The following is a 19,425-nucleotide window of genomic DNA, read 5'->3' as shown; positions in this document are numbered from 1 at the left end:
GCCGCGCCCATCTCCAGCGGGGCGAAGACCGCACCGCCGACGCTGCTCTGGTACTGCCCGATGTCGATGGTGCGCGCGGGGTCGATGCGCTGGCTGAAAAAGCCGCTGACCATGTCGGTGAACACCACGCCCGCCGTCACGAGCACCGGCGCGTCCTCGATGGCCGCCCGCACCCATTCGGCGCTCGCCGCCCCCGCGTAGATGCCCAGGAAATTGGGGGAGCTCTCGTCGAGCAGGCTCTTCCCCCACATCAGCGTCGCGTGCGGCACCACGTCGGCCGCCAGCAGCGCTTCGAGTTCCTTGACCGCCTGCAACCGGTGCACCAGCAGGTCGGCCAGCACGGTCACGCGGTGCGCGCCGATCAGCTGGGTGGCCGCCTCGACGAACAGCGACAGCGCGCGGGGGCTGGTGCCGCCGGAGTAGCTGGGCAACGGCTCCGACGGCGGCTCGGTGGGGAACCGGGCCACGTCGGTGGACAGCAGCAGGTATCCGGGGCGCTTCTGCTCGCGCACCTCCGAGAGCACCCGGTCGATCTCCCGGCACGCCGTCGCCGGCATCAGATTTGCTTGCGCGCAGGTGATTTCGCGGCTCACCCGGAAGAAGTGCTCGAAGTCACCGTCACCCAGCGAGTGGTGCAGTGCCCGCCTGGTGCCCTGCGCGTCCTTGGAGGGGCCGCCAACGATGTGGACGACGGGCACGTGCTCGGCGTAGCTGCCGGCGATGGCGTTCGCCGCGGACAGCTCGCCGACGCCGAAAGTGGTTACCACGGCGGCCAATCCGCGCAACCGCCCGTACCCGTCGGCCGCGTACCCGGCGTTGAGCTCGTTGGCGCTGCCCACCCACCGGATGCTCGGGTGGGCGACGATGTGGTCCAGGAAGGCCAGGTTGTAGTCGCCGGGGACGCCGAAGATCTCCGAGACGCCCAGCTCGGCCAGGCGGTCCAGGAGGTAGTCGCCGACGGTGTAGAAGGATTCTTCGGAGTCGTCGATGCGCAGGGAAGTCACGGTGACGACGGTACGCCCGCTCGGCCCAAATCACCCCTCGGTGGCAGCCGGTTGGCCTATCGTGCGGCCATGGCAATCAACGAAACCCGGGAAATAGTCGTCGAGGCGACGCCCGAGGAAATTCTGGACGTCATCGCCGATCTGGAGTCGATGACCGAGTGGTCCGACCCCCATCAAAGCGTGGAAGTTCTCGAGCGGCACGCCGACGGCCGGCCCGCCACGGTGAAGATGAGGGTCAAGGCGGCCGGGATCACCGACGAACAGGTGATCGCCTACACCTGGGCAAAGAACAAGGTGAGCTGGACGCTGATCAGCTCGGGCCAGCAGCGGTCGCAGGACGCGTCGTACACGCTGACCCCCCACTCCGACCAGACTGCCGACAAGACCAAGGTCACGTTCGAGATCAGCGTCGACCCGATGGTGCCGCTGCCCGGGTTCGTCCTCAAGCGCGCGATCAAGGGCACCATCGACGCCGGCACCAAGGGACTGCGCGACCGGGTGCTGCAGGTGAAGAAGGTCCGCTAGCCGCCGGGCGCGCGGCATCGCCCGAACATGGCGCGGTAGAACGGCTTTGAAGGATTCGGTCCGCCCTCGCCGCGATGTTGCTAGGTTCATGGCAGTGGCCGTAAAAGCATCGCGAGAGTTCATCGTCGACGCGCCGCCGGAAAAGGTCATGGGCGCGCTCGCCGACGTCGGTGTGCTTGCGTCGTGGTCGCCGCTGCACAAGCACATGGAGATCATCGACCGGTATCCCGACGGCCGGCCGCACCACGTCAGGGCGAAGGTGAAGATCCTGGGGCTCGTCGACAAGGAAATCCTGGAATACCACTGGGGCCCGGACTGGATGGTGTGGGACGCCAAGGGAACGTCGCAGCAGCATGGCCAGCACGTCGAATACACGATCAAACCCGAGGGACTCGACAAGAGCCGCGTGCGGTTCGACCTCACCGTCGAGCCGGGCCGCCCCGTGCCGGCGTTCGTCGTCCGGCGCGCCAGCGAGCACATCATGGACGCCGCGGTGCGGGGGCTGACGAACCTGGTCGCCCGCGGCGGCGACGCGGGGGCGTAACGGTGGCCATCCAAGCGTCGTCGGAGATCGTCATCGACGCGCCCCCGGACGTCATCATCGAGGCGCTGGCCGACATGGACGCGGTGCCGACGTGGTCAGCGGTGCACAAGCGGGTCGAGGTCGTCGACAAGCATCCCGACGGCCGCCCGCACCACGTCAGGGTCTCCATTGCGGTGACGGGCATCCACGACACCGAGTTGCTGGAATACCACTGGGGCCCGGACTGGATGGTGTGGGACGCGCGCCGCACCGCGCAGCAGCACGGCCAGCACGGCGAGTACAACCTGAACCCGGTCGGCGACGGGCGGACCCGCGTGCGGTTCACCATCACGGTCGAGCCGGCGGCGCCGCTGCCCGAGTTCTGGGTCAGCCGGGCCCGCAAGAAGATCCTGCGCGCCGCGCTCGACGGGCTGCGCCAGCGGGTGATGCAGGGCTACGGCCCGGCTAGCTGACCGCCCCGTCGCGCAGCCCGCCCAGCCGGCTGATCGCCTCGTCCAACACCTCCTGGCGTTTGCAGAACGCGAAGCGCACCATGTGGTTCCAGACCTGCGCCTGCGAGGCGGACTGGGCGTCGGCGGGCAGGCAGAACGCGGACATCGGGATGGCCGCCACCCCGAGCTTTTCGGGCAGGGCGGCGCAGAACGCGGTGCTGTCGGTGTAGCCCAGGGGGCGCGGATCGGCGCACAGGAAATAGGTGCCGGCGCTGGCGTGCACCTCGAAGCCGATGTCGAGAAGTCCCGCGGCCAGCCGATCCCGCCGGGCCTGCAACGAGCTGCGCAGGTCCGCCACCCAAGCGTCCTCGGTGTCGAGCGCGAGCGCCACGGCCGGCTGGAAGGGCGCACCGCCCACATAGGTGAGGTACTGCTTGGCCGCCCGCAGCCCGGCGATGAGAGGCGCGGGGCCGCAGGCCCACCCGATTTTCCACCCGGTGCAGTTGAACATCTTGGCCGCACTCGACACGGTGACGGTGCGCTCGGCCATCCCGTCGAACCCGGCCAGCGGCAGATGCTCGCGGCCGTCGAAGATCAGCTGCTCGTACACCTCGTCGGTGATCACCAGCAGGTCGGCCGCCACGGCGACCTCGGCGATGGTGGCCAGCTCGGCGGCGCTGAGCACCGTCCCGGTCGGGTTGTGCGGCGAGTTGACGATGACCGCTCGGGTGCGCGGCGTCACCGCGCGGCGCAGTGCGTCGGCGTCGAGGGCGAAGCCGCGGCCGTGCGGGACCAGCGGGACGGTCACCCGGTGGGCGCCCGCCATCGCGACCACCGGCGAATAGGAGTCGTAGAACGGCTCGATCAGCAGGACCTCCGAGCCGGGTTCGACCAGCCCGAGGACCGCGGCGGCGATCGCCTCGGTCGCCCCGACCGTCACCAGCACCTCGGTGTCGGGGTCGTAGTCGATGCCGTAGTTGCGCTTGCGCTGCGCGGCGATGGCCTGGCGCAGCGGCGCGATGCCCGGGCCCGGCGGGTACTGGTTGACGCCCTCGGCGATGGCGTCCTGCGCGGCCTTGAGCATCGCCGGCGGGCCGTCCTCGTCGGGGAATCCCTGACCGAGGTTCACCGCGCCGATGCGCGCGGCGAGCGCGGACATCTCGGCGAAGATGGTGGTCGCGTAGGGACGCAGCCCCGACACCGTCATGCTGGTTGAGCTTAGGGCGCCCGGCGGCGACCGTGGGGCGCGAACGTCGATTCGGGTACGCGCGGCGGCGGAGTCGGGTGAGGCGACCCTGGCCAACCAACAGGTTGGCCGGGCCCCCTGTTAGGGTGGATCGGGCCCTACTCTGTAGACGGACCCACACCCTTAGATTGCGAACAGGAACTTCACATGTCCGAAGAAGCTTTCATCTATGAGGCCATCCGCACCCCGCGCGGCAAGCAGCGCAACGGGTCGCTCAACGAGGTCAAGCCGGTCAACTTGGTCGTCGGGCTGGTCGACGAGCTGCGCCGGCGCAACCCCGACCTCGACGAAAACCTGATCAGCGACCTGATCCTCGGCGTGGTCTCGCCCGTGGGCGACCAGGGCGGCGACATCGCCCGCACCGCGGCACTGGTCGCCGGGCTGCCGGAGACCACCGGCGGCGTGCAGCTGAACCGGTTCTGCGCGTCGGGCCTCGAGGCCGTCAACACGGCCGCGCAGAAGGTGCGGTCCGGCTGGGACGACCTGGTGCTGGCCGGCGGCGTCGAGTCGATGAGCCGCGTCCCGATGGGCTCCGACGGCGGCGCCTGGGCGACCGATCCTGAGACCAACTACCGCCTCGGCTTCGTCCCGCAGGGCATCGGCGCCGACCTGATCGCCACCCTCGAGGGCTTCTCCCGCGAGGACGTCGACCGCTACGCGCTGCGCTCGCAGGAGAAGGCGGCTGCCGCGTGGTCGGGCGGCTACTTCGCCAAGTCGGTCGTGCCGGTGCGCGACCAGAACGGCCTGGTCATCCTCGACCACGACGAGCACATGCGGCCGGACTCCACGCTGGAGGGCCTGGGCAAGCTCAAGACCGCGTTCGACGGCGTCGGTGAGATGGGCGGCTTCGACGACGTGGCGCTGCAGAAGTACCACTGGGTGGAAAAGATCAACCACGTCCACACCGGCGGCAACAGCTCCGGCATCGTCGACGGCGCCGCGCTGGTGCTGGTCGGCTCGGAGGCCGCGGGCAAGTCGCAGGGACTGACCCCGCGGGCGCGGATCGTGGCGACCGCCACCAGCGGCTCCGACCCGGTCATCATGCTGACCGGCCCCACCCCGGCCAGCCGCAAGGTGCTGGACCGCGCCGGCCTGACGGTCGACGACATCGACCTGTTCGAGCTCAACGAGGCCTTCGCGTCGGTGGTGCTGAAGTTCCAGAAGGACCTCAACATCCCGGACGAGAAGCTCAACGTCAACGGCGGCGCGATCGCGATGGGCCACCCGCTGGGCGCCACCGGCGCCATGATCACCGGGACCATGGTCGACGAGCTCGAGCGCCGCAACGCGCGTCGCGCGCTGATCACGCTGTGCATCGGCGGCGGCATGGGTGTCGCCACCATTATCGAGAGGGTTTAAGGCTATGGCGGAGAACACTATTGCGTGGGACAAGGACGACGACGGCATCGTCACCCTGACGCTGGACGACCCCACCGGGTCGGCCAACGTGATGAACGAGCACTACAGCGAGTCCATGCACAACGCCGTGGAACGCCTTGCCGCGGAGAAGGATTCGATCACCGGCGTCGTCATCACCAGCGCGAAGAAGACCTTCTTCGCCGGCGGTGACCTCAAGGGCATGATCAACCTCGGACCGGAGAACGCCGGCGAGGCGTTCGACACCGTCGAGTCGGTCAAGCGTGACCTGCGGGCCCTGGAGACCCTCGGCAAGCCGGTGGTGGCCGCCATCAACGGCGCCGCGCTGGGCGGCGGCCTGGAGATCGCGCTGGCGTGTCATCACCGCATCGCGGCCGACGTCAAGGGCAGCCAGCTGGGCCTGCCCGAGGTGACGCTGGGCCTGCTGCCCGGCGGCGGCGGGGTGACCCGCACCGTGCGGATGTTCGGCATCCAGAACGCCTTCATGAACATCTTGTCCCAGGGCACCCGCTTCAAGCCCGCGAAGGCCAAGGAGATCGGCCTGGTCGACGAGCTGGTCGGCTCGGTCGAGGAGCTGGTTCCCGCCGCCAAGGCGTGGATCAAGGCCAACCCCGACTCGCACACCCAGCCGTGGGACGTCAAGGGCTACAAGATGCCCGGCGGCACCCCGTCCAGCCCCGGGCTGGCCGCGATCCTGCCGTCGTTCCCGGCGCTGCTGAAAAAGCAGCTCAAGGGTGCGCCGATGCCGGCACCGCGGGCCATCCTGGACGCGGCCGTCGAGGGCGCGCAGGTGGACTTCGACACGGCCAGCCGCATCGAGAGCCGGTACTTCACCCAGTTGGTCACCGGCCAGACCGCCAAGAACATGATCCAGGCGTTCTTCTTCGACCTGCAGCACATCAACGGCGGCGGCTCGCGGCCCGACGGCATCGCCAAGACCCCGATCAACAAGATCGGCGTGCTGGGCGCGGGCATGATGGGCGCCGGCATCGCCTACGTGTCGGCCAAGGCCGGCTACGAGGTGGTGCTCAAGGACGTCAGCCTGGAGGCCGCCGAAAAGGGCAAGGGCTACTCGGAGAAGCTCGAGGCCAAGGCGCTGCAGCGCGGCAAGACCACCGAGGAGAAGAGCAAGGCGCTGTTGGGCCGCATCACGCCGGCCGCCGACCCCGAGGCGTTCAAGGGCGTCGACTTCGTCATCGAGGCCGTGTTCGAGAACCAGGACCTCAAGCACAAGGTGTTCCAGGAGATCGAGGACATCGTCGAACCCAACGCGCTGCTCGGGTCGAACACCTCGACGCTGCCGATCACCGGTCTGGCGACCGGCGTCAAGCGGCAGGAGGACTTCATCGGGATCCACTTCTTCTCCCCGGTCGACAAGATGCCGCTGGTCGAAATCATCAGGGGCGAGAAGACTTCCGACGAGGCGCTGGCCCGGGTGTTCGACTACACGCTGGCCATCGGCAAGACCCCGATCGTCGTCAACGACAGCCGCGGCTTTTTCACCAGCCGGGTCATCGGGACCTTCGTCAACGAGGCGCTGGCGATGCTGGGTGAGGGCGTCGAGCCCGCCAGCATCGAGCACGCCGGGTCGCAGGCCGGCTACCCGGCCCCGCCGCTGCAGCTGTCCGACGAGCTCAACCTGGAGCTGATGCACAAGATCGCGACCGCGAGCCGCAAGGGCGTCGAGGACGCGGGTGGCACCTACGAGCCGCACCCGGCCGAGGCCGTCGTCGAGAAGATGATCGAGCTCGGCCGCCCGTCGCGGCTCAAGGGCGCGGGCTTCTACGAGTACGTCGACGGCAAGCGGACGCGGCTGTGGCCGGGCCTGCGCGAGGAGTTCAAGTCCGGTTCCACCGAGCTGCCGCTGCAGGACATGATCGACCGCATGCTGTTCGCCGAGGCCCTCGAGACCCAGAAGTGCCTCGACGAGGGCGTGCTGACGTCGACCGCCGACGCCAACATCGGGTCCATCATGGGCATCGGCTTCCCGCCCTACACCGGCGGTAGCGCGCAGTTCATCGTGGGTTACCAGGGTGCGGGCGGCGTCGGCAAGGAGGCGTTCGTGGCCCGGGCCAAGGAGCTGGCCGCCCGCTACGGCGACCGCTTCACGCCGCCGGCGTCGCTGACCTAAGCCGAAGGCACACGAAAGCCCCTGCAGCTCAACGGCTGCAGGGGCTTTCGCGTTCGTAGAGGTAGTAATGCGTCGGGGTCTGCTCCTCGTCGAGTCGCCGTTCGGTTCCGCTGGACAGCAACGTCCATCCGGTGGCGAATCGTCGCTGCATCTCGGCGGGCGCGACGCCCCGCACGCCGAACCGGCCGCCGGGCAGGAACGCCACGATGAGCAGCCGCGCGCGGGGTGCCGCCACCGCGCTGACCTCGCGGACGTAGGCGTCGCGGTCGCTGTCACTGAGATTGTGCAGGCAGCCGTTGTCGACGATGAGCGCAAAATCCGCGCCGACGCCTTCGGTGCTGAGCTTGGTGACATCCGCTTTGACGAAGTCGACCTGCGCCTGGGCGGCGGACGCCTTGGCCCGCGCGGCCTGCAGCGGTTGGTCGACGTAGTCGACGCCGGTGGTGCGCCAGCCGTGCTGCGCAAGGTAAATCGCTGCGTCACCGGTGCCGCAGCCCAGATCCAGCGCCCTGCCGGGCGGCAGTTGTTCGACGAGGTCCCGCAGCATTTCCGCGATCGGGTGGCCGTCCCAGGGCGTGAACCCGAACCGGTACATCAGCGTGAACAACGTCTGCTTGAGACCCATTCGTCGAGCGTAGGCCGCGGGGCAAGCCGCGTTCTCGCGGTGACTCCGCCGGCCGCCCGCCTCGCTACGCCAGCGCCGCGGTGACTCCGCCGGCCGCCCGCCTCGCTACGCCAGCGCCGCGGTGACTCCGCCGGCCGCCCGCCCCGCTACGCCAGCGCCGCGGTGACTCCGCCGGCCGCCCGCCTCGCTACGCCAGCGCCGCCGCGATGCGGCGCCACTGCTCGCGCGGGAACGCCTGTGGGTCGGCCAGCAGTACCTGCACGCAGACGTGGTCGGCGCCGGCCGCGCGGTGCTCCTCGACGCGGCGCAGGATCGCCGCCTCGTCACCCCAGGCGATGATGGCGTCGAAGACACGATCGCTGACTTGGCTCAGGTCGTCGTCCGAAAAGCCGCTGCGCAGAAGGTTGTTCGCGTAGTTGGGCAACGCCAGGTACGCGCGCAGCCACTCGGTCCCGACGCGGCGGGCCTCGTCGGGATCGTCGGTGAGGATGACGGTCTGCTCGGGCAGCAGCAGCGGGCCCTCGCCCAGCGTCGATCGCGCGGCGGCGGTGTGGTCGGGAGTGACCAGGTACGGGTGCGCGCCGCGGGCGCGGCTCGCCGAGAGCGCCAGCATCTTCGGCCCGAGCGCGGCGAGGACCCGGCTGCCGGCGGGCACCGGCCGCGGCGCGGCGTCCAGCCCGTCGAGGAACGCCGCCGTCGCGGCCAAGGGTTTGCGGTAGCGGCCCGGCTGGCCGGCGTCGATCAGGGGCGCGTGGCTGACCCCGATGCCCAGCAGGAAACGCTCGCCGTGCTCGGCGGTCAGCGCCGCATACGATTCGGCGACGTCACCGGGGGCGTGCATCCACAGGTTGAGGATGCCGGTGGCGACGACGGTCCGCGTGGTGGCGTCGAGCAGTTGCGCCACCGCGTCGAACACCGGGCCGCCCACGTCGGGTATCCACAACGCGGAGAACCCGAGCTCCTCCAATTCGGCTGCGGCGTCGGCGGATTCGCCCGGGTCGCCGTAGCGCAACTGACTGCTCCAGATCCCGACACCGGTGAGTTCCATCGAAGGCCTTCCGTTGGTGGCGTGCGGTTGCCCCACCATGCTGTCAAACGTCCGCACCGCCGTAGTCGGGCACCGGCATCCGCTCGTGCGCCCGGCGCGCCTTGGCAACCCGCCTGCCCAACACCCGCGACAGCGGCTCGGGCGCCCGTGACGCCGACGTCGCCCCGCGCAGCAGCGCCCAGGCCCCGGCCCGCGACGCGGGGACGACGCTCCTGGCCGCGTCGCGGGCGAAGGCCCTGCTGCGGTGCACCGCGTGGTGCATCCGCAGTTCGTACGCGGCGAACGCGTGCAGGTGATCGCCGTCCGCCGACGCGAGTTCACCTGCCAGCACGTAGGCGCCCAGCACGGCCAGGCTGGTGCTCCCGCCGACCGCGGGGCCGGGGCTGTAGCCGGCGTCGCCGACCAGCGTGACCCGCCTGCGCGACCAGATGTCCATGCGCAGCTGGGTGATCGCGTCGCAGTAGAACGGGGCCGCGCTGTCGAGCTGCGCCAACCAGCCGTCCACCTGCTCGTGCATCCCGGCGAACGCGGCGCGCACCGACTCCCGCTGCCGTGCGGTGTCGCTGGGGTCGTGGTCGACGTCCTCGGTGCCGCGGAACAGCAACACCACCCGGGCGTCGTCCAAGTGCTCGGCGGTGTAGATGCCCGCGAAGCGCCCGGGCCCGACGTGACCGATCCTGCCGCCGGGATCGGCCAGCGCCTTGGGCGCGGACAGCACCGCGAGGTATCCGCCCAGGAACCGCGTCACCCCGGCCCCCGCGCCGAAGGTCAGGCGGCGCACGGTCGAATGCGCCCCGTCGGCGCCGACGACGACGTCGAACCGGCGCGGCTCGGCGCGTTCGAAGGTCACCTCGCCGTCGTGGTCGATCCCGGTGATGGAGTCACCGAACAGGTACTCGACGTCGGCGCGGGAGGCCTCGCGGTAGATCTCGCTCAGGTCGTCGCGCAGGATTTCCACGTGCCTATCGGGCGCCGCCGGATGGTCGCGGCCGAGGTCGATCTCGGCGGGCCGCTGCCGGCCCTCTCGGTACACCGTCATCCGGTCGCCGCGCATGGACCGGGCCTCGATGCGCGGCAGGACGCCCATCCTCTCCGAGATGTCCAGCGCGGGACGGAACAGGTCCACGGCGTGACCCCCCGGAGCGCCCGGCGCCGCCGCGCGCTCGATCACCGTGACGTCGAACCCGTAGCGGTTGAGCCAGTAGGCCAGCACGGGACCCGCGATGCTGGCACCGGAGATGAGGATCCGCATGGGCCTTACTACCACCTGGCCGGATACCGCGCGTGCGGGCGGCGCCGCGGCGAAGCATGCGCCGCGGCGGGCGAGCCCACACCGCGCGCCCCGCTAGAGTTCCATGACATGCGCTTCGGTTTCTTCATCCCGCAGGGATGGCGGTTGGACCTGGTGGACATTGAGCCCGCGCAGCACTGGGCGGTGATGCGCGACCTGGCCGCCTACGCGGACAACAGCGCCTGGGACTCGGTCTGGGTCTACGACCACTTCCACACCATCCCGGTGCCGACGAACGAAGCCACCCACGAGGCCTGGTCGTTGATGGCGGCGTACGCCGCGACGACGTCGCGCGTCAAGCTCGGCCAGATGTGCACCGCGATGAGCTACCGCAACCCGGTCTATCTCGCCAAGGTCGCCGCCACGGCCGACATCATCTCCGGCGGCCGGATCCAGATGGGCATCGGCGGCGGCTGGTACGAACACGAATGGCGCGCCTACGGTTACGGCTTCCCGTCCGCCGGGGTACGGCTCGGCCGCCTCGACGAGGGCGTGCAGATCATGCGCGACGCCTGGCGCGACGGCACGGTGAGCCTGCACGGCAAGCACTATCAGGTGGACGGGGCGATCGTGTCGCCGAAGCCGTTGCAAGGCAATGGGATTCCGCTGTGGATTGCCGGCGGTGGGGAGAAGGTCACGCTGCGCATCGCGGCGCAGTACGCGCAGTACACCAACTTTTCGGCCGAACACGAGGCCTTCGTCCACAAGTCGCAGGTGCTCGCCGAGCATTGTCGCGCCGTCGGCACCGACTTCGACGCCATCGTACGCTCGGTCAACGTCAACGCCGTGATCGGCAGCTCGGACGCCGACGTCAAAGACCGGCTCAAGCGGGTTCGCGACCGGATGATCCGTTACGTTCCCGAACAGGCGGCGGACACGATGATCGCCGGCGCCAGCCGAGCCGATTCGGCAACCGGCACAACCGAACAGGTCATCGAGCGGCTCAGCAAGATCCGCGACCTCGGCTGCGAGTACGTGATCTGCAACTTCCCGGAGGCGGCCTACGACCGCTCGGGCATCGAGGCCTTCGAGCGCGAGGTCATTCCCGCGCTGAGTTAGCGGTCCTCAGACGTCGGCGGTCTCGTATCGCGTCTTGGCCGGCGGTGCGGCCAGCAGTGGGGGCAGTTCGGTCACCTTGCCTTCACCGGCGCGGAACGCGCGGTAAGCCTCGTCGTGTTCGACGGTGGCCCACTCCTCGTAGACGATCCAGTGCGCCTCGTCGTCCTGGTCGATCAGCACGTCGGTGCGCAGGTTCCCCTCGAAGCCGCGGGTGACCTGCAGCGTCCGTTGCATGAGTTCGCGCCCCTGGGAAACCGCGTCGGGCTTGAAGCGGAGTTCAAGCAGCACCGTGACCGGCATAGTCGTCTCCTCACGTCGTGTCGACCCCTCGCCAAGATAGTCGACCCATCCGAACGGCCCGCCGCCGCAATGAGAATGCAATTTCCACTTTTCGGAAACCTGTTATACGGTTCAGTGAGCGATGGCGCGAACCTGGAGGACCGCTCGATGCAGCAGAAGGCACTCGCCCCGGAGATTTCCACCTGGCCCGACGAGAGTCCGCAATTGATCGGCAGCCGCTGCGGCGAGTGCGGGGCCACGACCTTCCCGGTGCAGCAATGGTGCCCGCGCTGCAGCGCCGGGCGGATGTCCGAGGTGTTGCTGCCGCGCCGCGGCACGCTGATCGCCTGGACCACCCAGGGCTTCCCGCCCGGCGCCCCCTACGCCGGCCCGACCGGCAAGGACTTCGTGCCGTTCGGCGTCGGTCTCGTCCAGCTCGGCCTGGGGGCAGAGGCCGTGCTTCGCGTCGAGGGGCGATTGACCGAAAACGACCCGGCCCGACTGCAATTCGGCCAGGAGGTGGAGCTCACCATGGTGCCCCTGACCACCGACGCCGACGGCACCGAGATCCTCACCTTCGCATTCCAGCCGGTCTAGATCAGGAGGGCCAAAGATGAGCAACGACGTCGCCATCATCGGAGTGGGCCTGCACCCCTTCGGCAGGTTCGACAAGACCGCGATGCAGATGGGCGCCGAGGCCGTGCAGTCCGCACTGGCCGACGCCGGCGTGGGATGGCGGGACATCCAGTTCGGTTTCGGTGGCAGCTACGAGGTGTCCAACCCCGACGCGGTGACCCGGCTGGTGGGGTTGACGGGCATCACGTTCACCAACGTGTTCAACGCCTGCGCCACCGCGGCCAGCGCCATCCAGCAGACCGCCGACACGATCCGCCTCGGCAAGTACGACATCGGCATCGCCATCGGCCTGGACAAGCACCCCCGCGGCGCCTTCACCGACGATCCCGCGAAACTGGCGCTGCCGCAGTGGTATGCCAACAACGGCCAATTCGTCACCACCAAGTTCTTCGGGATGAAGGCCAACAAGTACCTGCACGACCACAACATCTCGCGGTCCACCCTGGCCAAGGTCGCCGCGAAGAACTTCCGCAACGGCGCGATGAACCCGAACGCGTTCCGGCGCAAGCCGATTGGCGAGGACGAAATCCTGAACTCGGCGGTGCTGAACTACCCGCTGACCCAGTACATGTTCTGCGCGCCCGACGAGGGCGCCGCGGCGGTCATCATGTGCCGCGCCGACCTCGCGCACAGGTACACCGACAGGCCGGTGTACGTGCGGGCGTGCGAGATTCGGACCCGACGCTACGGCGCCTACGAGGTGCACGCCACGTCGGCCCCGCTGGACGAGGACTTCGCCCCGACGGTATACGCGGCCCGGGCCGCCTACGAGGCGGCGGGCATCGGTCCCGAGGACGTCGACGTCGCCCAGCTGCAGGACACCGACGCCGGCGCCGAGGTGATCCACATGGCCGAGACGGGGCTGTGCGCCGACGGCGAGCAGGAGAAGCTGCTGGCCGACGGCGCCACCGAAATCCACGGGTCCATCCCGGTCAACACCGACGGCGGGCTGATCGCCAACGGAGAGCCGATCGGGGCGTCGGGCCTGCGGCAGATGCACGAATTGGTGCGACAGCTGCGCGGCGAGGCGGGGGAGCGGCAGGTGCCGGGCAACCCGCGCGTCGGCCTGGCCCAGGTCTACGGCGCGCCCGGCACCGCCTCGGCGACCATCCTGTCGCTGTAAGCGGTTGCCCCCCAGCCTAAATGGCCGGCCCCAGCAGGTCGTCGGCGTCCCGAATGATGTAGCCGTAGCCCTGCTCGGCGAGGAAACGCTGCCGGTGTGCGGCGTACTCGGCGTCCAGGCTGTCACGGGCGACCACCGAATAGAAGATCGCCCCGCCGCCGTCCGACTTCGGGCGCAGCAACCGGCCCAGCCGCTGGGCCTCCTCCTGGCGCGACCCGAACGTCCCCGAAACCTGAACGGCGACAGAGGCTTCCGGTAGGTCGATGGAGAAGTTCGCGACCTTGGAGACCACCAGGGTGGACACCTCGCCGGTGCGGAAGGCGTCGAACAGGGCCTCGCGTTCCTTGGTGCGGGTGGAACCCTGGATCACCGGCGCGTTCAGCTCGGCACCCAGCTCGTCGAGCTGGTCGAGGTAGGCGCCGATCACCAGGGTCTGCTCACCCCGATGCTTGTCCAGGATCGATCTGACCACGGCGATTTTCGAGTGCGCGGTCGAGCAGACCTTGTAGCGCTCCTCGGGCTCGGCGGTGGCGTAGATCATCCGCTCGTTGTCGGTCATGGTGACCCGGACCTCGACGCATTCGGCCGGGGCGATCCACCCCTGCGCCTCGATGTCCTTCCACGGCGCGTCGTAGCGTTTCGGGCCGATGAGCGAGAACACATCGCCCTCGCGGCCGTCCTCGCGGACCAGCGTGGCGGTCAACCCGAGCCGCCGCTTGGACTGCAAATCGGCCGTCATCCGGAAGACCGGCGCCGGCAGCAGGTGCACCTCGTCGTAGATGATCAGCCCCCAGTCGCGGCTGTCGAAGAGCTCCAGGTGCCGGTACTCGCCCTTGGTGCGGCGGGTCACGATCTGGTAGGTCGAGATGGTGACGGGCCGAATCTCCTTGCGCTCACCGGAGTATTCGCCGATCTCGTCCTCGGTGAGCGACGTGCGCGCGACCAGCTCGCGTTTCCACTGCCGCGCGGCGACGACGTTGGTCACCAGGATCAGCGTCGTCGCGCTCGCCTTGGCCATGGCCGCCGCGCCCACCATCGTCTTGCCGGCCCCGCACGGCAGCACCACGACGCCCGACCCGCCGGACCAGAACGACTCGGTGGCCATCTGCTGGTAGTCGCGCAGGTGCCAACCGTCCTGATGCAGGCTGATCGGGTGGGCCTCGCCGTCCACGTAACCCGCGAGATCCTCGGCGGGCCAACCGATTTTGAGGAGCATCTGTTTGACGCGTCCGCGCTCGCTGGGGTGCACGACCACGGTGTCGTCGTCGATGCGGGCGCCGAGCATCGGCGCGATCTTCTTGTTGCGCAGCACCTCTTCGAGCACCGCGCGGTCCAGGCTCACCAGCGTGAGGCCGTGCACCGGGCTCTTCACCAGCTGCAGGCGGCCGTAGCGGGCCATGGTGTCGACGATGTCGACCAGCAGCGGCTGCGGCACCGCGTAGCGCGAGAAGCTGACCAGCGCGTCGACCACCTGCTCGGCGTCGTGGCCGGCGGCCCGCGCGTTCCACAACGCCAGCGGCGTGATGCGGTAGGTGTGCACGTGCTCGGGCGCGCGTTCCAGTTCAGCGAACGGCGCGATGGCGGCGCGCGCCGCGCCGGCCTGCTCGTGGTCGACCTCGAGCAGCACCGTCTTGTCGGACTGGACGATCAACGGTCCATCGGTCATCGAAGCGCCACCCCTTTCTGTTGGTCTCTCACCGATTATCGGTCGCCGTCCGACACGACCGACGTGATGCGGTGGATGGCGAAGTCGCGGAGCCGTCCCGACGCTGAGTCGAAGGCCACCAACTGGCCGCCCCGGACGGTCACCGGCGATACCACCCGCTGGGTCGCCACACCGGCCGCGTCTAGATAACCGATCACCAGCGTGTCTTGTTCCTTCGCGGCCCGTTGCAGCCGCGTCATGGTGGCGGCCGGATCGACGCGCACGCTGCCGAACGGCGCGGCGGTCACCTTACGCAGCACCGCGACCACCGCGTGCAGGCTGTCGCTGTTCGGGCGGCGCAACGGGCGATACGGCCGTCGCTGCTGGGGCGTGGCCACCCGGGCACCGCGCGGCCGAACGTCCATGATGGCGCCCGAGGCGTCCTCGGCGGCGGGGGCGAAGCCGGCCGCCCGCAACGCCGTGAGCACCTCGCCGATCGGCGCCGGGGAGACCGCCACGGTGGGGGCCAGGGCGCGCAGCTGCACCCCTTCGGTGGCCGGCGCGGCCACGGCCTGGGCGAGCAGGGCCGGGTCCTCGCAGCGCACGAACGACGCGGCCATGCCGATGCGGAGCTGCCCGTGGCGGCGCGCCACGTCGTCGATCAGGTACGTCAGCCCCTGCGGCACCGGCGTTTTGGAGTGCTGGGTGAACAGGGCGTGCATCCAGTCGCGGGTCTTGCCGACGTCGAGCGCATGCCGAATCGACTGCTCGCTGACGCGATAGACCATCGCCGTGCCGGCCGACTCGACGGTGGCCACCGCGGCCAGTTGCTCGGCGAGTTCGCGCTTCAAGGGGCCGGGCACCACGACCGTCAGGTCGGCCTGCACCAGGAAGTAGTCGATGGGGTCGGGCAGCGCCCGGGCCATGGCGTCGACCGCGAGCTGCGCGTCGGCGTCCTCGTCCAGCAGCGCCCGGCCCGGCCCGCTGAGCGCGCCCCGCCCGACCAGGCCGAGCGCCTGGCTCTCGGCGAGAAGGTGCCCGACCGGTTCGGGTTGCAGGCGCTTGGCCCACCGCGGGCGGCGCCAGATCAGCGCCGCCGACGCCGTGGCGGTGTCGACCCCGGCGCCGGGCGGAAGTTGCGCGAGCATGCCCAGCAGCAGCCGCCGGTCCAGGGGGGCGGCCGTGGAATACAGCGCATCGCTCAGCGCGCCGTAGGGCTTGGCGTCCGGGCCGCGGCTGCCGATCAGCGCCGGCCGGCCCGGCAGGTCCAGCCAGCTGACGGCCAGCAACTGCCAGCGCTGCGCGGCCGACATCGCGGTGAACCGGTCGGTGGCCGCGGTCGGTGCCCAGTAGGGCGCCTCGCCGGTCACGGGTTGCGGGTCGGGCATCCCGCTGGCGATCAGGCCGGCCGCGGCCGTGACCTCCAGGAGCAGGCCCAGCCGCGGCTCGTCGACGCCCGTCACCTTGCTCAGCCGCTTGACGTCACGCACGCCCAGGCCGCCGCTGCGCAGCTCGGGAATGGGCGCGCCGGCCAGCGTTTCGAGCAGCACGTCGACCTCGCGCAGCAGGTCGATGACCGAGCCCGCGGCGGCCGCGTCGACGTCCGCCGCGGTGGTGGTCGAGACCACCGGGTCGGGCGCGGTCAGCCGCAGCGGCCCGGGCTGCTCGCCCCGCAGCACCTGGCCGACGTGGCGCGGCAGGATCACGGTGTCGGCGTCGACGCGACGCAACAGCCCCAGCGCGAGCAGCCGCGGGACGGGCCGGTCCGCGGGCGCGCCGGGCGCGGCGTCACGGGTGCGGCCCATCGGGGACCCCTCCAGCAGCTTGTCCAGCACGTCGCGCTGGGCCTGGTCGAGCCCGTCGACGAGGCCGGCGATCTCTTCGGCCGTCCGCGAGCCGTCTTCGAGGATGACCTGGCCCGGGTGCCACGGCAGCGCGGTGCCCGCGTCCGCGGCGACCCGCAGCCCGGCCTCGCCCCACACCAGGGCGCGCAGCCGCAGGTCGTCCACCGCCTCGAGGACGTCGCCTTCCGGAGCGCGGTCACCGATCAGCCCCAGCAGCTTCGCCGTCGGCACCGGCGCCACGTCGGCCTGCAGCACCAGCAGCGCGTCGAGCACCGCCAGGCGCAGGAAGTCGAGATCGTCGGTGGCGGCCTTGACCGATTGGCGGGCCTGCGCCCGCGCGGCGAGCGCGGCGATGCTGCCGGGCGGGGGCTGGGCGAGGTCCGGCCGCAACTCCAGCAGTCGGATCAGCCGCTCGTCGGATAACTCGGCCAGCCACGACCCCAGCGGGATGTCCGGGGTGTTGTCTGTCATTGCTGACCAGCGTAAAGCAGTCGGCCGGAGCCCAGCAGACCTCGACCGCCGGGCGGGCCCCGGGCGGCCCAGGACGTCACCGGCGGTCTTGCACCACGCGCGCGCAGGCGACCTGTCAGAATGGATCCGTGGCTGACAACGTTGAGGGTAAAGAGCGCAAGACCCGGTACGTCGACAACGGCTGGCCGACGACGGACCCGGACGACCACGCGGTCAGTGAACTCGTGACCGATCGGACCGGCGCGCTGTCGCCCTTCGGCGAGCTGGTGTTCCCGCTGCCTTCCACCGACCTGCCCTACCTGCACCCGGTCACCGTCGTCAACCGATAGTCGCCAGGATGGCCAGGGCCCCCGAGGCAGCCAACCCCCCCGCGACCGGGTTGTCGCACCTGGACGAGCGCGGGGCGGCGCACATGGTCGACGTCACCGACAAGGGGGCCACGAAACGGACCGCGGTCGCCGCGGGCGTCCTGCGCACCTCGGCGCACGTCGTGGGGCTCATCTCGACCGGCGGCCTGCCCAAGGGCGACGCGCTGGCGACCGCGCGCGTCGCGGGCATCATGGCCGCCAAGCGCACCAGTGAGCTGATCCCGCTCTGCCATCAGCTGGCGCTCACCGGCGTCGACGTCGAGTTCGCCGTCGGGGACCGCGAGGTCGGAATCACCGCGACGGTGCGCAGCACCGATCGCACGGGCGTGGAGATGGAGGCGCTGACGGCCGTCAGCGTCGCCGCGTTGACGCTGTACGACATGATCAAGGCGGTGGATCCGTCCGCGCGTCTCGACGACATTCGGGTGCTGCGCAAGGAAGGCGGCAAGAGCGGAAGGTGGGTGCGCTGATGAGCGATCGATCGGCTCGAGTCATCATCTCCTCGACCCGGGCGGCGGCGGGCGAGTACGACGACCGTTGCGGCCCGATCATCGCGGACTGGTTGGGCGAGCGCGGGTTTGCCGCGGTGCAGCCGGAGGTGGTCGCCGACGGCGCCCCGGTCGGCGACGCCCTGCGCCAGGCGATCGACGGCGACGTCGACGTCGTCATCACCTCCGGCGGCACCGGCATCTCGCCGACCGACAGCACGCCCGATCAGACCGTGGCGGTGCTGGACTACATGATCCCCGGCCTCGCCGACGCCATCCGCCGGTCGGGTGAGCGGCAGGTGCCGACGTCGGTGTTGTCGCGGGGCGTGTGCGGGGTGGCCGGTCGCACGCTCGTCGTCAACCTGCCCGGGTCGCCCGGTGGCGTGCGCGACGGCCTGCTGGTCCTTGCCGAGGTCCTCGAGCACGCCCTGGACCAGATCGCCGGCAAAGACCATCGGCAATGACGCTCGTCGTGCGCGCGGCAATGACGGATCACCCGATCTTCCTGGCCGAGCACGAGGAGCTCGTCGGCCACCAGTCGGCCGGTGCCGTCGTCGGATTCGTCGGCATGATCCGCGACCACGACGGCGGCCGTCGGGTGGTCCGGCTGGAGTACTCCGCGCATCCGTCGGCCGACCAGGTCATCGAAGAGGTGGTGGCCGACGTCGCGCGGCGCTCTAGCGGCGTGCGCGCGATCGCGGCCAGCCATCGCGTCGGCGCGCTGCACATCGGCGAGGCCGCGTTGGTCGCGGCGGTCGCCGCCGATCACCGCCAGGCGGCGTTCGCCACCTGCGCCGAGCTCGTCGACACCATCAAGGCCCGACTGCCGGTGTGGAAACACCAGTTCTTCGACGACGGAACCGAGGAGTGGGTGGGCTCGGCCTGAGCGGCCCGTGGAGACCGGCACGCCCCGAACGCCGAGGGCGTCCGGGGCGCGCCGGAAGTATCAGCGACGCTGCGGGCTAGGGCTGTCCGACACCGTTGAGCGCGTCGTTGCCCCGGATTCCCTGGGCGTTGATCGCGTTCCACAGCTGCTGCGTGTAGCCGACCGTGTCGGCCTGCTGCGGCATGTCGGCCGGCACGAATCCGTGGAAGTCCGCGTCGCCGGGAGCCGGGGCCGCCGCCGCCGGCCGACCCGGCGCCGCCGGTGCAGTTGGCCTCCTTCGACCAGCCGGCTCCGCAGGCGCCGCCCGCCCCGCCGGCGGACCTGCCGCCCGCGCCGAAGCCCGCGGCGTCACGTACGTCGAGCCGGTGCTGGTGGGGGAGGTGCGCTACAGCGAGTGGACACCG

General features: G+C 70.4%; 21 protein-coding genes. 13 read left to right on the top strand and 8 right to left on the bottom strand.

Annotation, left to right across the window (positions count from 1 at the left end; translation table 11 throughout):
* The coding region (locus A5700_RS18150) for an alpha-keto acid decarboxylase family protein (protein ID WP_197504160.1) at positions 1-1,004 on the bottom strand (1,004 nt) is incomplete at its 3' end.
* A 69-nt stretch (positions 1,005-1,073) separates the two neighbouring features.
* Between A5700_RS18150 and A5700_RS18145 the strand changes: the two genes are divergently transcribed.
* The 3 genes from A5700_RS18145 (at position 1,074) to A5700_RS18135 (ending at position 2,525) form a co-directional block, all read left to right on the top strand.
* On the top strand, positions 1,074-1,529 hold the full coding sequence (locus A5700_RS18145) for an SRPBCC family protein (protein WP_068066342.1): 456 nt from the start codon (positions 1,074-1,076) through the stop codon (positions 1,527-1,529).
* A gap of 94 nt (positions 1,530-1,623) precedes the next feature.
* Positions 1,624-2,073 carry an SRPBCC family protein gene (locus tag A5700_RS18140; RefSeq protein ID WP_082959712.1) on the top strand — a complete coding sequence of 150 codons (450 nt, stop codon included), beginning with the start codon at positions 1,624-1,626 and terminating at the stop codon, positions 2,071-2,073.
* Between the two features lie 2 nt (positions 2,074-2,075).
* Positions 2,076-2,525, top strand: coding sequence for an SRPBCC family protein (locus tag A5700_RS18135; protein WP_068066348.1), 450 nt, complete (start codon positions 2,076-2,078; stop codon positions 2,523-2,525).
* On the opposite strand, the gene A5700_RS18130 is transcribed toward A5700_RS18135, so the two are convergent.
* Positions 2,518-3,711 (bottom strand): pyridoxal phosphate-dependent aminotransferase, encoded by a 1,194-nt coding sequence (locus A5700_RS18130; protein WP_068066351.1) that lies wholly within the window; start codon positions 3,709-3,711, stop codon positions 2,518-2,520. The two genes, A5700_RS18135 and A5700_RS18130, sit on opposite strands and share 8 nt — an antisense overlap.
* Positions 3,712-3,897: 186 nt before the next feature.
* On the opposite strand from A5700_RS18130, the gene A5700_RS18125 reads away from it, so the two are divergent.
* A complete protein-coding gene (locus tag A5700_RS18125) occupies positions 3,898-5,109 on the top strand; it encodes an acetyl-CoA C-acetyltransferase (protein WP_068066354.1) in 1,212 nt (403 codons plus the stop codon).
* 4 nt (positions 5,110-5,113) lie between these two features.
* Entirely contained in the window at positions 5,114-7,258 is a 2,145-nt protein-coding gene (locus A5700_RS18120; RefSeq protein WP_068066357.1) for a 3-hydroxyacyl-CoA dehydrogenase NAD-binding domain-containing protein, read from the top strand.
* Between the two features lie 28 nt (positions 7,259-7,286).
* On the opposite strand, the gene A5700_RS18115 is transcribed toward A5700_RS18120, so the two are convergent.
* From A5700_RS18115 to A5700_RS18105, 3 genes are all read right to left on the bottom strand, one after another.
* The gene (locus tag A5700_RS18115) at positions 7,287-7,883 is read right to left on the bottom strand and encodes a bifunctional 2-polyprenyl-6-hydroxyphenol methylase/3-demethylubiquinol 3-O-methyltransferase UbiG (RefSeq protein ID WP_068066360.1); all 597 of its coding nucleotides are present in this window, start codon (positions 7,881-7,883) and stop codon (positions 7,287-7,289) included.
* Positions 7,884-8,070: 187 nt separating this feature from the next.
* Positions 8,071-8,931: an LLM class F420-dependent oxidoreductase gene (locus A5700_RS18110; RefSeq protein ID WP_068066400.1), complete on the bottom strand. Its 861-nt coding sequence runs from the start codon at positions 8,929-8,931 to the stop codon at positions 8,071-8,073.
* A 43-nt stretch (positions 8,932-8,974) separates the two neighbouring features.
* On the bottom strand, positions 8,975-10,183 hold the full coding sequence (locus A5700_RS18105) for an FAD-dependent monooxygenase (RefSeq protein ID WP_068066363.1): 1,209 nt from the start codon (positions 10,181-10,183) through the stop codon (positions 8,975-8,977).
* A gap of 108 nt (positions 10,184-10,291) precedes the next feature.
* Here A5700_RS18105 and A5700_RS18100 point away from each other — a divergent pair, with 108 nt between their 5' ends.
* Positions 10,292-11,281 carry an LLM class F420-dependent oxidoreductase gene (locus A5700_RS18100; RefSeq protein WP_068066367.1) on the top strand — a complete coding sequence of 330 codons (990 nt, stop codon included), beginning with the start codon at positions 10,292-10,294 and terminating at the stop codon, positions 11,279-11,281.
* 6 nt (positions 11,282-11,287) lie between these two features.
* Here the strand turns inward: A5700_RS18100 and A5700_RS18095 are convergent, their stop codons facing one another.
* Entirely contained in the window at positions 11,288-11,581 is a 294-nt protein-coding gene (locus A5700_RS18095) for a putative quinol monooxygenase (RefSeq protein WP_068066370.1), read from the bottom strand.
* A 147-nt stretch (positions 11,582-11,728) separates the two neighbouring features.
* Between A5700_RS18095 and A5700_RS18090 the strand changes: the two genes are divergently transcribed.
* Both A5700_RS18090 and A5700_RS18085 read left to right on the top strand, forming a co-directional pair.
* On the top strand, positions 11,729-12,157 hold the full coding sequence (locus A5700_RS18090; protein WP_068066403.1) for a Zn-ribbon domain-containing OB-fold protein: 429 nt from the start codon (positions 11,729-11,731) through the stop codon (positions 12,155-12,157).
* A 16-nt stretch (positions 12,158-12,173) separates the two neighbouring features.
* Positions 12,174-13,319 (top strand): thiolase family protein, encoded by a 1,146-nt coding sequence (locus tag A5700_RS18085; protein WP_068066373.1) that lies wholly within the window; start codon positions 12,174-12,176, stop codon positions 13,317-13,319.
* Positions 13,320-13,335: 16 nt separating this feature from the next.
* On the opposite strand, the gene A5700_RS18080 is transcribed toward A5700_RS18085, so the two are convergent.
* Together A5700_RS18080 and A5700_RS18075 are read right to left on the bottom strand one after the other, a co-directional pair.
* On the bottom strand, positions 13,336-14,985 hold the full coding sequence (locus A5700_RS18080) for a DNA repair helicase XPB (RefSeq protein WP_068066376.1): 1,650 nt from the start codon (positions 14,983-14,985) through the stop codon (positions 13,336-13,338).
* Positions 14,986-15,020: 35 nt separating this feature from the next.
* On the bottom strand, positions 15,021-17,279 hold the full coding sequence (locus A5700_RS18075; protein ID WP_068066379.1) for a helicase-associated domain-containing protein: 2,259 nt from the start codon (positions 17,277-17,279) through the stop codon (positions 15,021-15,023).
* 128 nt (positions 17,280-17,407) lie between these two features.
* Between A5700_RS18075 and A5700_RS18070 the strand changes: the two genes are divergently transcribed.
* The 5 genes from A5700_RS18070 to A5700_RS27310 all read left to right on the top strand — a co-directional run.
* Complete coding sequence (locus A5700_RS18070; RefSeq protein WP_068066382.1) at positions 17,408-17,608, top strand: hypothetical protein; 201 nt, start codon at positions 17,408-17,410, stop codon at positions 17,606-17,608.
* 8 nt (positions 17,609-17,616) lie between these two features.
* Positions 17,617-18,117 (top strand): cyclic pyranopterin monophosphate synthase MoaC, encoded by a 501-nt coding sequence (gene moaC / locus A5700_RS18065; RefSeq protein ID WP_068066385.1) that lies wholly within the window; start codon positions 17,617-17,619, stop codon positions 18,115-18,117.
* The gene (locus A5700_RS18060) at positions 18,117-18,599 is read left to right on the top strand and encodes a molybdenum cofactor biosynthesis protein B (protein WP_068066407.1); all 483 of its coding nucleotides are present in this window, start codon (positions 18,117-18,119) and stop codon (positions 18,597-18,599) included. The genes moaC and A5700_RS18060 overlap by 1 nt, the downstream gene beginning before the upstream one ends.
* The gene (locus A5700_RS18055) at positions 18,596-19,021 is read left to right on the top strand and encodes a molybdenum cofactor biosynthesis protein MoaE (protein ID WP_068066388.1); all 426 of its coding nucleotides are present in this window, start codon (positions 18,596-18,598) and stop codon (positions 19,019-19,021) included. The genes A5700_RS18060 and A5700_RS18055 overlap by 4 nt, the downstream gene beginning before the upstream one ends.
* Positions 19,022-19,203: 182 nt before the next feature.
* Positions 19,204-19,425, top strand: a 222-nt coding sequence (locus A5700_RS27310) for a hypothetical protein (RefSeq protein WP_304442432.1), incomplete at its 3' end; no start/stop codon positions are given.

This window comes from Mycobacterium sp. E1214 (assembly GCF_001666755.1).
In the GTDB taxonomy this organism is placed as follows: Bacteria; Actinomycetota; Actinomycetes; order Mycobacteriales; family Mycobacteriaceae; genus Mycobacterium.
Note: the sequence above shows the minus strand (reverse complement) of the source record. Positions and strands in the feature narration are given on the sequence as shown.

Coding starts and splice junctions, on each gene's coding strand:
- A5700_RS18120 (WP_068066357.1), top strand. CDS start 5,114: ATGGCGGAGAACACTATTGCGTGGGACAAGGACGACGACGGCATCGTC.
- A5700_RS18100 (WP_068066367.1), top strand. CDS start 10,292: ATGCGCTTCGGTTTCTTCATCCCGCAGGGATGGCGGTTGGACCTGGTG.
- moaC (WP_068066385.1), top strand. CDS start 17,617: ATGGCCAGGGCCCCCGAGGCAGCCAACCCCCCCGCGACCGGGTTGTCG.
- A5700_RS18075 (WP_068066379.1), bottom strand. CDS start 17,279: ATGACAGACAACACCCCGGACATCCCGCTGGGGTCGTGGCTGGCCGAG.
- A5700_RS18105 (WP_068066363.1), bottom strand. CDS start 10,183: ATGCGGATCCTCATCTCCGGTGCCAGCATCGCGGGTCCCGTGCTGGCC.
- A5700_RS18060 (WP_068066407.1), top strand. CDS start 18,117: ATGAGCGATCGATCGGCTCGAGTCATCATCTCCTCGACCCGGGCGGCG.
- A5700_RS18055 (WP_068066388.1), top strand. CDS start 18,596: ATGACGCTCGTCGTGCGCGCGGCAATGACGGATCACCCGATCTTCCTG.
- A5700_RS18095 (WP_068066370.1), bottom strand. CDS start 11,581: ATGCCGGTCACGGTGCTGCTTGAACTCCGCTTCAAGCCCGACGCGGTT.
- A5700_RS18080 (WP_068066376.1), bottom strand. CDS start 14,985: ATGACCGATGGACCGTTGATCGTCCAGTCCGACAAGACGGTGCTGCTC.
- A5700_RS18085 (WP_068066373.1), top strand. CDS start 12,174: ATGAGCAACGACGTCGCCATCATCGGAGTGGGCCTGCACCCCTTCGGC.
- A5700_RS18145 (WP_068066342.1), top strand. CDS start 1,074: ATGGCAATCAACGAAACCCGGGAAATAGTCGTCGAGGCGACGCCCGAG.
- A5700_RS18110 (WP_068066400.1), bottom strand. CDS start 8,931: ATGGAACTCACCGGTGTCGGGATCTGGAGCAGTCAGTTGCGCTACGGC.
- A5700_RS18090 (WP_068066403.1), top strand. CDS start 11,729: ATGCAGCAGAAGGCACTCGCCCCGGAGATTTCCACCTGGCCCGACGAG.
- A5700_RS18115 (WP_068066360.1), bottom strand. CDS start 7,883: ATGGGTCTCAAGCAGACGTTGTTCACGCTGATGTACCGGTTCGGGTTC.
- A5700_RS18130 (WP_068066351.1), bottom strand. CDS start 3,711: ATGACGGTGTCGGGGCTGCGTCCCTACGCGACCACCATCTTCGCCGAG.
- A5700_RS18125 (WP_068066354.1), top strand. CDS start 3,898: ATGTCCGAAGAAGCTTTCATCTATGAGGCCATCCGCACCCCGCGCGGC.